Source organism: Photobacterium frigidiphilum (assembly GCF_003025615.1).
Lineage (GTDB): Bacteria > Pseudomonadota > Gammaproteobacteria > Enterobacterales > Vibrionaceae > Photobacterium > Photobacterium frigidiphilum.
Window position 1 is genome coordinate 1 of record NZ_PYMJ01000022.1, and the last position, 13,219, is coordinate 13,219.

General features: G+C 40.8%; 10 protein-coding genes and 1 rRNA gene. 6 read left to right on the forward strand and 5 right to left on the reverse strand.

Annotated features, from left to right (window positions below):
- The 5 genes from C9J12_RS18765 to C9J12_RS18785 all read right to left on the reverse strand — a co-directional run.
- Positions 1-66 (reverse strand): 16S ribosomal RNA (locus C9J12_RS18765); the annotation flags it as partial.
- Between the two features lie 448 nt (positions 67-514).
- Positions 515-2,332 carry a class I poly(R)-hydroxyalkanoic acid synthase gene (gene phaC / locus C9J12_RS18770; protein WP_107244105.1) on the reverse strand — a complete coding sequence of 606 codons (1,818 nt, stop codon included), beginning with the start codon at positions 2,330-2,332 and terminating at the stop codon, positions 515-517.
- Positions 2,333-2,397: 65 nt separating this feature from the next.
- The gene (locus C9J12_RS18775; protein ID WP_006228474.1) at positions 2,398-2,745 is read right to left on the reverse strand and encodes a phasin family protein; all 348 of its coding nucleotides are present in this window, start codon (positions 2,743-2,745) and stop codon (positions 2,398-2,400) included.
- 101 nt (positions 2,746-2,846) lie between these two features.
- A complete protein-coding gene (locus tag C9J12_RS18780) occupies positions 2,847-4,052 on the reverse strand; it encodes an acetyl-CoA C-acetyltransferase (RefSeq protein ID WP_107244106.1) in 1,206 nt (401 codons plus the stop codon).
- Between the two features lie 59 nt (positions 4,053-4,111).
- Positions 4,112-4,852 carry an SDR family oxidoreductase gene (locus C9J12_RS18785; RefSeq protein WP_107244107.1) on the reverse strand — a complete coding sequence of 247 codons (741 nt, stop codon included), beginning with the start codon at positions 4,850-4,852 and terminating at the stop codon, positions 4,112-4,114.
- Between the two features lie 987 nt (positions 4,853-5,839).
- On the opposite strand from C9J12_RS18785, the gene C9J12_RS18790 reads away from it, so the two are divergent.
- From C9J12_RS18790 to C9J12_RS18815, 6 genes are read left to right on the forward strand one after another with little or no spacing between them, the layout of a single operon-like run.
- Complete coding sequence (locus C9J12_RS18790; protein WP_006228458.1) at positions 5,840-6,796, forward strand: AAA family ATPase; 957 nt, start codon at positions 5,840-5,842, stop codon at positions 6,794-6,796.
- Entirely contained in the window at positions 6,793-7,785 is a 993-nt protein-coding gene (locus C9J12_RS18795; protein ID WP_107244108.1) for a DUF58 domain-containing protein, read from the forward strand. The genes C9J12_RS18790 and C9J12_RS18795 overlap by 4 nt, the downstream gene beginning before the upstream one ends.
- A complete protein-coding gene (locus tag C9J12_RS18800; protein ID WP_107244109.1) occupies positions 7,778-8,350 on the forward strand; it encodes a DUF4381 domain-containing protein in 573 nt (190 codons plus the stop codon). Before C9J12_RS18795 ends, C9J12_RS18800 begins: the two co-directional genes overlap by 8 nt.
- Complete coding sequence (locus C9J12_RS18805; protein ID WP_107244110.1) at positions 8,343-9,308, forward strand: vWA domain-containing protein; 966 nt, start codon at positions 8,343-8,345, stop codon at positions 9,306-9,308. The genes C9J12_RS18800 and C9J12_RS18805 overlap by 8 nt, the downstream gene beginning before the upstream one ends.
- Complete coding sequence (locus C9J12_RS18810; RefSeq protein ID WP_107244111.1) at positions 9,301-11,301, forward strand: VWA domain-containing protein; 2,001 nt, start codon at positions 9,301-9,303, stop codon at positions 11,299-11,301. The genes C9J12_RS18805 and C9J12_RS18810 overlap by 8 nt, the downstream gene beginning before the upstream one ends.
- An 8-nt stretch (positions 11,302-11,309) precedes the next feature.
- Positions 11,310-13,022: a BatD family protein gene (locus tag C9J12_RS18815; protein ID WP_227876409.1), complete on the forward strand. Its 1,713-nt coding sequence runs from the start codon at positions 11,310-11,312 to the stop codon at positions 13,020-13,022.
- The last annotated feature ends 197 nt before the right edge of the window (positions 13,023-13,219 follow it).

Consider the following 13,219-nt stretch of genomic DNA (forward strand, 5'->3'; position numbering starts at 1 on the left):
CTCGACTTGCATGTGTTAGGCCTGCCGCCAGCGTTCAATCTGAGCCATGATCAAACTCTTCAATTAAAGTTCTGTTGATTCTCTACTTAATAAAAAGCTTCGAATCGGCTCAATGATTTTTACTGATTTTCTTGTTTCGTTTCTTCTTGCGAAGAAATGAAGCATAAATTGACTGTGTCATCTTGCGATGATTAAGGTCACTCAGTTCATTGATAAATCTTTCGACTTATAATTTCACGAGTGCCCACACAGATTGCATGGTCAAATTGTTAAAGAACATACTGACTAGGTTGCTGGCTAATCGCCGTGCTCCGTGTCAGTGAGGTCGCATTATAGGGAGATATTCAGCCATGACAATAGTTTTTATTAATTTAATTACCAACCGTTCAATAAACAACCAACCTGTTTTCTTCGGCAGCAATTTAGAGCAAAAATGTAATTTTATCTGCAGCCAAAAGCAAAAAACCGACGTATTAACGTCGGCTATATATCATTATTCTGCAATATTTAGATTTTAAACATCGTCAACAGACTTTACCTGTTGAGATTTTACATTTGAAACCTCTATTGGCAGTGTTTGGCGAACATAGTTACCAGGGGCTGTCATTATAGAAGGATAATTAGCATTACCTGCTTCACGAGGCTCAACTTGTTCTTCTGGATTAAAGTCAGCTAGCCATGTGTCCCAATGATTCCACCAAGAACCTTCTTCACGCTTTGCATTACTTAGCCATGCTTCTGGATCGTCAATTTTTTCATCATTGATCCAGTACCCATACTTATTTTTAGCTGGGTGATTAACAATGCCCGCAATATGACCTGATTCACCAAGAACAAATGTTGATTTACTATTTAAGTTCTGTGCACCACGGTATGTGCCTTGCCACAATGCGATATGGTCTTCTTGCGTAGAGATAAAGTATGTTGGTACTTTAATCTTCGACAAATCAATAAAGACCCCACCCACTTTATATCCCTTTGGATCGACCAGTTTATTCTCTAGATAGAACTGTCGTAATAAAGTGCTATGGCATGCAACGGCAACATTAGTACTATCACCATTCCAATAAAGCAGGTCAAAATCTATTGGGCTATTGCCTTTTAGATAATTATTTACGTAATAATTCCAATAAAGACTATTTTCACGTAACAAGCTGAACGTGACGCTAAGTGAACGTCCATCCATATAACCATTTGCTTCATTTTGGGCTTCAATTGCAGAGACAATAGGATCGTTAACATACGCTCCTATCTCACCTGGTTGAGAGAAATCTAACAACGTAGTGAAAAACGAAGCGGACTTGATACGATTACGCATTCGTTTAGCGGAATAATAAGCTAAAGTCGTCGCTAATAACGTACCACCAATACAATAGCCTGCAGCATTGATTTGCTTCTCACCAGTAATCTCTTCGACAGCATCAACGGCTTTAACTACACCATCTAGCACGTAGTCATCAAAATCAATATTTGCCATTGTGGCATCAGGATTACGCCAAGACATCATGAATACTGTATGACCTTGCTCTACTAGCCAACGTACCATTGAGTTCTTCTCGCGAAGATCAAGGATATAGTATTTATTAATGAAAGGAGGCACGATAAGAAGCGGCGTTTGATTCACTTTTTCAGTCAATGGCTTGTACTGAATCAATTCAAATAAATCATTTTTGAAAACGACATCACCAGCAGTATTGGCAATGTTCTCACCCAATTCAAATGCACTATCATTTGTCATTCGGATTTTAAGAACATCGGCACTTGCTTGTACGTCTTCTTGATACAACTCCATGCCTCTAACTAAGTTTTCACCGTTAGTTTCAACCGTTAATTTAGCGAGTTCAGGATTTGTTGTAACGAAATTTGTAGGCGAAAGTGCATTAATCGCTTGTCGAGAGAAAAAGCCAAGACGTTCTTTCGCTTTTTCATCTAACCCTTCAATAGATTCAATACTTTCTTTCATTGTATTGCTAAAGAGTAAATACGACTGCTTTATATAGCTGTAATACGCCTCATTATCCCAAGCGGGATCATTAAAGCGCTTATCATCTTTTTCAGGTTTAACTTTATTATCTTCATCACTATTTGGCATAGTAACGTTTTGCCAGATTTTCATCTGACTTTCCCACCAATCCATTTGTACTTTCGCAAGTACTCCTGGCTGAGCGCTGGCTTTATCGATCAACTCAACAGTATCTTTCAAGTTGATTTCATTCATCGCTTTATTGAGAGGAGTATTTAGAGCTGCCTTGCCGGAATCCAATTCCTTCCACCATAGCTGGTTCATATCTTGGAGCTTGGCAAAGTAGTCCGAGAAGAAGTTGTCGTTCATTACAATGACCTCTGTATTTGGACTAAAATACCGCCCATGAATTGGGCGGCAGAATGGTCATGCAATTATGCTGGTGTTACTTCTTTTACATTTTCTGCAACTAGTTCATCAACTTCGGTTTTAAATGTTTGTGCAACTGATGAGAACTTCTTGCTGTCTTCCATTAACTGCTGAGAAAGCTTAGTTAGTGTTTCAAGCTGCTGGCCATTGAACTCTGCCAATGATTGCATATCTTTTACTTCACCAACGGCTTTCAACTGAGAAAGACCCAATTCACTGTAAGTGCGAACAGCTGTAAGTTGAAGCTCAGTTAGCTCTTCAACATTTTTAGAAAATAGCTTGTTAAACTTAGCATAAGGTGCAAGTGTTTTTTCAGTTTGCTCAGAGAAAGATTTAAACATTTCCGTATACATAGTCATGATTCCTTAATATAAAAGTATAATTGAAGTACCTAGCCATATTTTATCTAGGTACAATCTGTGAATATTCTGCATTAATGTAAAACAGGTACTACTTAAACACTCTTCAGTACAATCGCTGTACCCATACCACCACCAACACACAGTGTTGCTAAGCCGTATTCAGTATTGCGACGACGCATTTCATGTAAAAGGCTAACAATAATACGGTTACCTGAAGCACCTAGCGGGTGGCCCAATGCAATGGCACCACCATTTACGTTTGAACGTTCAGCTAAATCTTCTACTGACGTATCTAGCTCTTTTGCTACTTCATGTAGCACACCAAGAGCTTGACCTGCGAACGCTTCATTGAATTCAAATAAGCCAACAGACTCAATATTTAGATCTGCTTTAGTTAAAGCTTTAATAACAGCAGGAACAGGACCTAGTCCCATCAGTTCAGGTGCAACACCCGCCTGTGCGTAGCTTTCAATTTCAGCTAATGGTGTTAGGCCGTATTTTTCTACTGCAGCTTCAGAAGCCACGATAATGGCACTACCACCATCGTTAATACCCGATGCGTTGCCCGCAGTAACTGAACCTTCTTTCTTAAATGCAGGACGTAGCTTTGCTAATCCTTCAAAAGAGGCATCTGACTTTGGATATTCGTCTGTATCAATTACTTTTGTTTCACGACGTGATTTCACTTCAACAGGTACAATCTCATCGACAAACTTACCTTGCTCGATAGCTGCTATCGCTTTTTGTTGACTTGCTAATGCAAAATTATCTTGTTGCTCACGATTTAGACCCACTTTTGCAACTACGTTTTCAGCAGTTACACCCATGTGGTAATCATTGAAGGCATCCGTTAAACCATCAGCAATAAGTAAATCAGTTAACTCTAAGTTACCCATTTTCTGACCATCACGAATCTTTGATGATGCACAGAAAGGGATCTGTGACATACACTCTGCACCAGCTGCAACCACGAGTTCAGCATCACCCGCTTTGATGTGCGCAGCTGCATCCATGACTGCTTTCATGCCACTGCCGCAAACCATATTCAAGCTATAAGCCGGTACTTCATTTGGGATCCCTGCAAAAATTGCGGCTTGACGACCTGGCCCCATTCCTTGACCTGCGCCAATAACATTACCAACAACAACTTCATCAATAGCTTCTACAGGTATGTTGCCTTGTGCCAAAGCCCCCTTAATTGCTACAGCTGCCAGTTGTGCTGCTGAAACTGTTTTTAATGCACCGTTGAAGCTGCCAATAGGTGTACGTTTAGCAGCAACAATAAATACTTTAGTCATGATCTTAACTTCCTTTTCCAATCAAATTTATCCAACCATTCTTTCTTGAAGGTTATGGATTAGTTCATGTACAAACCGCCATTTACCGACAGCGTTTCGCCTGTAATATATGCTGCTGCATCACTTGCTAAGAAAGTGACTGCGCCGGCAATTTCTTGTGGCATAGCTAGACGTTTCATTGGAATTTCAGCTTTAATTGAGTCTAATACTTCCGACTTAATCGCTTCAACCATTGGTGTACCAGTGTAACCAGGTGCAATTGCATTAACGGTTACACCCGAACGGGCACCTTCTGCAGCTAAGGCTTTGGTAAAGCCAATCATTCCAGCTTTTGCTGCTGAGTAGTTCGCCTGACCAAACTGACCTTTTAGACCGTTTACAGAAGTAATGTTAATAATTCGAGCATTTCCATGCTGACACATAGAGTCAAACAAAGGATGTGTAACATTGAACAAACTATTGAGGTTTGTATTGATTACTTCATTCCATTGTGCCGCTGACATACGTTTAAATGTCGAGTCACGAGTAATGCCAGCATTATTAACCAATACGTCAATGTTACCTTCTTCCTGCAATAATGTTGCAAGAGCCTCTTTACAAAAACTTGTATCCGTAACATCCAAAGGGAATAAACGAACCTGATTTTCTGAATAATTATTCTCTTCAAACCATTCTTTTGCCTTAGCTTCTCCGTTTGGAAAATATGTGGCTATTACTCGATAACCTGCCTCAACTAATCCTTTTGTAATCGATGAACCAATACCACCTTTAGCGCCAGTAACTAATGCTTTCTTGTTCATTTTAAAAGACTCCGCGCTCATCACAAGGATGAACTATCACCATGAAATAATTGACAATCTTAAAAACAACATTACAAAAATAATATTGTAAAAATTAATACTAACTACAAATAACAAATTGATTTGAATACATCTTAATTACAAAATGCGACACTATTATGAAAAACATGTTGCATAAACATTATAAGAACACACACGCATACCAATATCAATACACGACATTAATGGTCAGACCAATATCCTTATGTGGAATTGAATATTTGCCTAATACTAAAAAACCAACGCGTGATAACATTCTGTTTACATGCCTGAGTGCTTAGTTTAAGCAGAAACAAGTAAATGAATACGGAATAGACATACAGGACGACTTCGATATAAAAAATAATATAAACAATCATTTCCTTGCATCTTATATGTGCACTGATGCAGCTTAATTATTCATTCAAACGCATATTTGTATATTTAAATTGCCATGACGCGCAGTGGTAATGTTAACGAACGGTTAATGACAACTCATGAAAAATGTTAACAGCTCATTTTTTGAACATATTCTGAGTAAAAAAAACAGAGTTGGAGGATGATGTTGGAAGGAAAGTGGCGATCAGAAAAGTTGATAGTCATAATGCTAAAGGTAATGAGTGCAGAAGAGATCATAACTCAGCACTCCAGCTTGCGAAAAAAACCAATAGTGCAATGCTAATGCTCTGAACAATATCGTAGAGAAATCCGAATGACTCTTTTTGCACCAAGAAAGTTCAGATTCATTTCTTGTGTCACCTTAATCGAGGCTGGTCATTGATTATCTATAAGTCTATGAATAAAAAATAATTTATGTTAATTCCTTTGTTTTCGCACTACCCTTAAATAAGAACACACATGACGATTCAAAGACTTAAACGATAAAATTCATGAACTTTATTGTCATTTTTAAGTCTTAAATTTCATCATTTCTGTTTGACTGTTTGTATTTCAAGGACATATATTTCGATGTTAGCTTCAACATTTCAACGCCTTAAAACTTATCTCGAAACTCAGGTCATCGGTCAGCCCGATCTTGTAAAACAGTTACTGATTGCCTTATTAGCAGATGGGCATATCTTGGTAGAAGGTCCTCCTGGTTTAGCGAAGACACGCGCTGTGAAAATCTTATCTGACTGTATTGAAGGTAGTTTTCACCGTGTACAGTTCACCCCAGATCTATTACCAGCAGACTTAACGGGGACTGATATATTTCGTCCAGAGACCGCTGAATTTACCTTCCAGCCGGGTCCTATTTTCAATTCATTATTACTAGCTGATGAAATCAACCGCGCGCCTGCGAAAGTACAAGCCGCGATGTTAGAAGCAATGGCTGAAAAACAAATTACTACTGGGCGAAAAACATACCCATTACCTGAACTGTTCTTAGTGATGGCAACACAGAACCCAATCGAACAGGAAGGCACCTATCCTTTACCTGAAGCGCAACTTGATCGCTTCTTGTTACAACTGAATGTGAACTACCCCGATGAAGCCAGCGAATTAGAAATTCTTCGCCTTAATCGCGGTGAAGCACTGGGTATTGAGAAAGCAGATCCGGTACACATTACACAAGAATCCATTTTTGCTGCACGTAAAGCAGTATTAAGCATTCATATGGCAGAGGATGTTGAGCGTTATATTATTCGCTTAACCATGGCAACACGCCAGCCAGAACGTTACAGCGACCAATTAGCCAACTGGTTACAAATGGGGGTTAGCCCACGAGCAACCTTAGCTCTCGACCGTTGTGCTCGCGCCCATGCATGGTTGAATGGTCGTGATTTTGTCACGCCAGAAGATGTACAAAAAATGGCTTATCCGGTACTTCGTCACCGATTGCTATTGAGCTATGAAGCACAAGCAGAAGGCATTGCAGCTGATTCGATTGTAAGCCACTTGATCGAGCAGGTTGCTTGCGCATGACAGAATCACAGATAACACCGACTCTACCCGCGCATTGCGATGGTGTGAATTTGTGTCTGGCTGAGTTACTGCAATACAAAAACCAAGCTGTGCGCTGGCTTCCACCAGCGCAAAGTGTTTGGTCTCAGTTAAACGGTCAGCACATGAGCCGTCAAAAAGGACGGGGGATGAACTTTTCAGAAGTTCGTCCATATCAAGCGGGTGATGATATTCGAGCCATTGATTGGCGTGTAACCGCACGGACAGGTAAAACCCATACCAAACTATTTACCGAAGAGCGCGAACAACCAGTTATGTTATTAATTGATATTAGTAACAGCATGAAGTTCGGTTCACAATTGTTATTAAAATCAGTGCAAGCTGCACATTTTGCTAGTTTACTCAGCTGGTTAGCGGTACGAGAAAAAGATCGTATTGGTGCAATTATCTATGATGGTAAGCGATTAACAGAATGTAAACCGACGGCACGCCAACAAGGGCCATTACGGGTTATTAATGCTTTGATTGAAGCACACAAAACACAAATACCCTCTTCATCTAATGAACAATATAGTCAGCAACACCACCAGCAATCTAGCGAAAATAGCTATTCACTGCCTTTTTCAGGTGCATTGAAGCATCTCCATCACCTATGTCCGAAAGGCAGTGAGATTGTCATTATCAGTGACTTCTATCAATTAGCGTTAAGTGATAAACGCCGTTTAAGTCAACTACGCCATCATAATCGAATTCAATTCGTGCAAATTCATGATCCTTTAGAACAAGGGCAAACGAGTTTTACGGGTTATGAAAGCGTCACAGATAATAAGCAATCATTGTGGCTCGACTTCTCTGCGAAAAAAACTAAAGAGAAACTGAGTGAACAATATCTCGCTCATCAACTCTTCATTAAAGACATGGCACAAACCTTAGCGATACCCTTGCATTCTTTATCAGCAGCTATACCTTTGCTTCAACAGTTAGGAGGTCAACGCATTCACCATGGCTGATCCAACAATACCAATGAATAAAGCCACCACTACGCTGCCACTTGCCGATGTACATCTTCAAGATATACCGGGTACTTGGCCACTCGCTTGGGGATGGTGGCTATGTATTATTATTGGCGTAACTGCGCTTTCTTATCTTTCTAGCTTGTTATTCAGAAAAATCAAACAACATCGTGCATCCAAACAAGCTCAGCACGAAGCAAAACAACAGCTTAAAGCAATGGCACAAACAACCCAACTGGGTGATATTAATGAATTGCTGCGTAAAGCAGCCCTTAGCTATTTTCCTCGCCAACAAGTTGCAGGGTTAACAGGTCAACGCTGGCTATCTTTTCTTGATCAACAATTGCCACCGAAGCAACAAGGTTTTTTAGCCTATTCTGATGTTTGGCAACAAGGTCTTTTCTCTCCCAATGGCCTTAGTGAAGACGAATTAATGCAATGTAAAAAGCTCGCATCAAACTGGATCACCTGCGCATTGCCGCCAAAGCCAAATAAACACGTAACAGATAATGTATCTGTCGATAACACCTCGGCTTCTAAGCAGGAGCAACAAGATGTTTGAATTCATATGGATTTGGGCTTGGGCACTATTACCCCTCGCTTGGCTGGTTTATCGATTTAGTAAACCTGTAATGAAACCCGCAGCAATAACCTTACCTAAATTGCCTGAAGGCATAGGACAACAGCAGCCAAATAGTATTTGGCGCAAAGTGATGATGTCTTTACTCTGGGTATGCTTACTAGGTGCGTTAGCCCGTCCTGTTTGGTATGGCGATCCTATCGAAGTGCAGCCGGATCATCGCGATATGCTACTGGCTGTCGATCTATCAGGATCGATGTCGATCGAAGATATGATAACCAAAAGTGGTGAAAGCATTGATCGTCTAGCAGCAGTTAAAGATGTATTGGCTGAATTTATTGAGCAACGTAAAGGTGATCGTTTAGGTTTAGTTTTATTTGCCCAGCACGCTTACTTGCAAACCCCCCTCACCTTCGACCGCAACACCGTTAAACAACAGCTCGAACGTACAGTATTAGGATTAATAGGGCAAAGCACCGCCATCGGTGAAGGTCTTGGCATTGCCACCAAAACCTTTATCAACAGTGAAGCGCCACAGCGGGTAATAATCTTACTCAGTGATGGCGCAAATACCGCCGGTGTTATTGAGCCACTAGAAGCGGCAAAACTTGCAGCAGAAAGTAATGTCACCATTTATACCGTCGGGGTTGGCGCTGAAGAAATGATTCAAAAAAGTTTCTTTGGCAATCGTAAAGTGAACCCTTCACAAGACCTTGATGAAAGAATGCTGACCAAGATTGCAGATATGACTGGGGGGCAATACTTCCGAGCACGCAACCCACAAGAACTTGAACACATCTATCAGCTTATCGACCAACTGGAACCGATAAACACTGCACAGCAAACATGGCGTCCACGTGACGAACTGTTCCGCTATCCATTAGCCATCGCATTGATGCTCTCCGTTATCATTGCTTTTATGAGGAAACGTCGTGGCTAATTTCACATTTCTTCATCCGTATTGGTTCTTCGTTCTTATTCCTTTAGGGCTAATATTGCCTTGGTTAAAAGGTAAAGCGCACCATTCAGGATTGATTGCACCGCACCTTGCCAAGCATTTAGGGCTTGAACGAGGCAAAGTAAAAAACACACCTTTCGTTATCTTAGCGTTGGGTTGGTTACTATCAGTACTCGCATTAGCAGGACCAAGTTGGGAGAAAAATACCCTACCCGCTTATAGTCTTTCTGGTGCGCGAGTATTGGTGATGGACATGTCGAGATCAATGTACGCAACAGATATTGCTCCAAAACGCTTAACACAGGCACGATTTAAGGCATTAGATATGTTGCCAGGCTGGAAAGAAGGTAGCACTGGTTTAGTCGCTTACGCCGCTGACGGCTATGTGGTTAGCCCACTCACCGAAGACAGCAGCACCTTAAAGAATTTGATCCCAAATTTATCGCCAGAAATCATGCCAATTCAAGGCAGCAATGCGGCAGCAGGTGTGCAAGAGGCTATTACACTATTAAAACAAGCAGGGCATCAAGCTGGCGACATCATTATTATTACCGATGGTATGACCCAGCAAGAATCCGATCAAACCATGGCCTTAGTTAAAAATCAGGATTACCGCTTATCAATATTAGCCGTAGGTACACAGCAAGGCGCGCCCATCAAACAACCTGATGGCACATTATTAAGTAACAGCAATGGTAACCCTGTTATTGCCCGTGTAGAGGTAGACACGCTACTACCACTGGTAAAAAGCACAGGAGGAAATTTGCAGTTATCTCAAGCCAATAACCGTGATGTCGACACCATTGTGGCATTAACGGCTAAACCGCGAGAACAAGCCAATTTAGATAAAACCAAAGAATTAGAAGAGCGCGTAAACAACGGCTTTTGGCTATTACTTCCACTGCTTTTATTCGCACTGCTTGGATTTCGACGTGGTGTAGTGATTGCTGCAATGTTCGTATTAATGCCAATCGATAATGCCAATGCTTCCCCTTGGGTAAACAGTAATCTGCGCGGTTATCAACTTTATGAACAAGGTAACTTTGCAGAAGCCGCAAGAAACTTTAACTCTCCCGCTTGGAAAGGGATTGCTGAATACAAGTCAGGCGACTACGAAAAAGCCATTGAAACCTTAAAGCCATTAACCGATCAAAGATCGCGTTATAACTTAGCGAATGCTTACGCACAAACAGGGAAGCTTGAGGAATCAGAAGCTATTTATGAATCAATCTTAAAAGATGATCCTAATGACGCTGATGCAAAAAAGAATCTTGAAATAGTTAAAAAAGCACAAGAGCAGCAACAGCAACAGCAACAAAAATCGGAGCAAGACAAATCAGAGAAGAACAAGTCGGAAAAAGAGAATCAACAGTCTGACTCAAAACAAGATAAATCTGATGACAGCAAGAATCAGCAATCACCATCAGATCAATCTGAATCTCAGCAAAGCAAAGATCAAAAGCAAGAAAGCTCAGATCAACAAAAAAACGGTCAACAAAATAAAGACCAGCAAAACGCTGATCAAGAGAAACAGCAAAAAGGGAAAGATCAACAATCGAGCGCTGATGGTGAAAAAAATGACCCTCAGCAGAACCAACAACAAGATAGTCAGCAACAAAACGAAAAACAAAGTGATCAAGATGCGAGTGCTAATAACTCATCAAGCCAAAATCAACAAGCCAATGAAGCCGATAGCAATGAACCAAGTGACGAGGATAAAATTGCTCAGCAACAAGGTTCCTCAAAAGACGACACGAAAAATGATGCCGACAAAAAGATAAAAGCTGTGCCCGCAGACAGTAACGACATAAAAAATAGCCCAGAAAATAGTAATGCCAGCCCCTTGTCAGCCAGCAACCCTGTGCTAAAGAAGCTAGAACAAGTACCCGATAATACGAGTGGGCTTATTCGTGCTCAACTGCTACTGCAAGCAAGACAAAAGCAAGCACCTACAGCTACCGAAAATTCATGGTGATAAAAACAATGAACAAAATGATGAAACGTTATTTTCAGTTAAAGCGCCCTTGTATCTCCCTTTTAGGGGCATTGCTATTCATTATCGGCTCACTACCTACAGCCGCTTCAGCTGCACAAGCAATTGCAACGGTGTCTAAAAATATTGTGGGTGTGAACGAAGTCTTTCAATTAGTCGTCTCTGTCGATGCCAATATAAATACTAACTCTCTGGATTTATCACCGCTTGCGACCTATTTTACCTATGGACGCCCTAGCGTCAGCAGCATAAATTCGTTCAATAATGGTGTGGTTTCACGTAATACAGAGTGGAAAGTGGCTATAGCAACCAAAGCAATTGGCGAATTTACGATACCGAGCTTTCGAATTGGCAGCTCCACCACTGAACCCATTACCATCACGTCCTTAAAAAGTAGTAACGCAAGCCCTGCAGCTAAATCGACAGAGCCCGATATTAAAGTCGATGCTGAAATAGATAAACGTCAGCTATACGTAGGTGAAAGTTTACGCTATCGAGTTCAAATTCGAATCGGAGAGCAAATGGATCAAGCAGCTTTAGTTGCGCCATTTGGTGACGGCCTTGATATTGTGCAAGATGGTGATGATAGACAAGCAGAAACGGTGCTTAACGGACGCCGATATATAGTGATTACTCGCTATTACCAAATTAGTGCCACCAAAGCAGGCACCATTACGTTAGAAGGTGCGCAATTTAAAGGAAGTGTTGTAAAAGGCAGTCGTGGTTTCGGTTCAACATTGAGTGTGCCAGTTGATAAAAAAGCCAAAGACATCACACTGAATATCAAAGGTAAGCCAGATAATTATCAAGGTTTATGGTTACCTACCCCTGAACTAAAAATTGAACAACAATGGCAACCACAACAGGGATCATCGCAATTAAATAACATTCATGTGGGTGAGCCAATCACACGCGTCATCACGTTACACATTAAAAATACCGCCCAAAGCAGTATGCCGAATCTAGTATTAACCTACCCTAGCTCAGTCAGAATGTATGACGAAAAGCCGGTGTACAGCAATAACAATGGCTTCACTAGCATGACGGTAAAACAAGTTATTATTCCACGAAAAGACGGTTCGCTAGTTCTGCCTGAACTATCAATCAACTGGTGGAATACAATTACAGGCACCCAAGAAACCAGTAAAGTTGACGGACTTTCATTAACGGTATTGCCGGGTGATAACGCGAATACAGTCAGTACGCCTATGGTGCCAGCTTTACCTGATAGCCAGCCCACAACAGAAACAAAGCCTACTGAAATAACTGTAGTTACTGATTCTGGTTGGTGGCCTTGGCTAACGGCTATCTTTGCCACCTTATGGATTATAACGCTGCTACTTTGGTTGCGAGCAAGAAAGATAGTAACCCCTACTGCTAACGTATCATCTAAAAATATAGCTATATCATCAGATAGTTACAGCCGATTAGTGCAAGCGGTAACTGCAAATAATGCACTTAAAGTGCAAACCTATTATCAACAGTGGGCTAAACATTCTTTACCTGATGGTCTAGTGACTCAGATGGATCAAGAAGTCGCAAATATGATGGCTGCTATTTATAGCAAACACAGCCAAGAAGGTAATAACAGCATGATGTGGAATAACGCAATATTACTGTCTTTATTGCAACAAGCACGTAATCATTCTGCCCAATCATTACAATCTTCGGCGCTAGAAGAACTCATCCCAACAAAATCCTGAATATTCATTCAAACGAATGATAGGATTCTCCCTTCAGAAGCTCATGCTAAAACATGAGCTTTTTTAACAATAGTCATTAAACTAACGCCTCAAAAAAATTATCTATCCCATTTAAAACCCATTGGTTACCTACATCACAACAAATAAGGTTAAAAGCTTGTAATGCAAAAGTTTCTAAAAAGATAGCTGGTAATCTA

Coding starts and splice junctions, on each gene's coding strand:
- phaC (WP_107244105.1), bottom strand. CDS start 2,332: ATGAACGACAACTTCTTCTCGGACTACTTTGCCAAGCTCCAAGATATG.
- C9J12_RS18775 (WP_006228474.1), bottom strand. CDS start 2,745: ATGTATACGGAAATGTTTAAATCTTTCTCTGAGCAAACTGAAAAAACA.
- C9J12_RS18780 (WP_107244106.1), bottom strand. CDS start 4,052: ATGACTAAAGTATTTATTGTTGCTGCTAAACGTACACCTATTGGCAGC.
- C9J12_RS18785 (WP_107244107.1), bottom strand. CDS start 4,852: ATGAACAAGAAAGCATTAGTTACTGGCGCTAAAGGTGGTATTGGTTCA.
- C9J12_RS18790 (WP_006228458.1), top strand. CDS start 5,840: ATGTTAGCTTCAACATTTCAACGCCTTAAAACTTATCTCGAAACTCAG.
- C9J12_RS18795 (WP_107244108.1), top strand. CDS start 6,793: ATGACAGAATCACAGATAACACCGACTCTACCCGCGCATTGCGATGGT.
- C9J12_RS18800 (WP_107244109.1), top strand. CDS start 7,778: ATGGCTGATCCAACAATACCAATGAATAAAGCCACCACTACGCTGCCA.
- C9J12_RS18805 (WP_107244110.1), top strand. CDS start 8,343: ATGTTTGAATTCATATGGATTTGGGCTTGGGCACTATTACCCCTCGCT.
- C9J12_RS18815 (WP_227876409.1), top strand. CDS start 11,310: ATGAACAAAATGATGAAACGTTATTTTCAGTTAAAGCGCCCTTGTATC.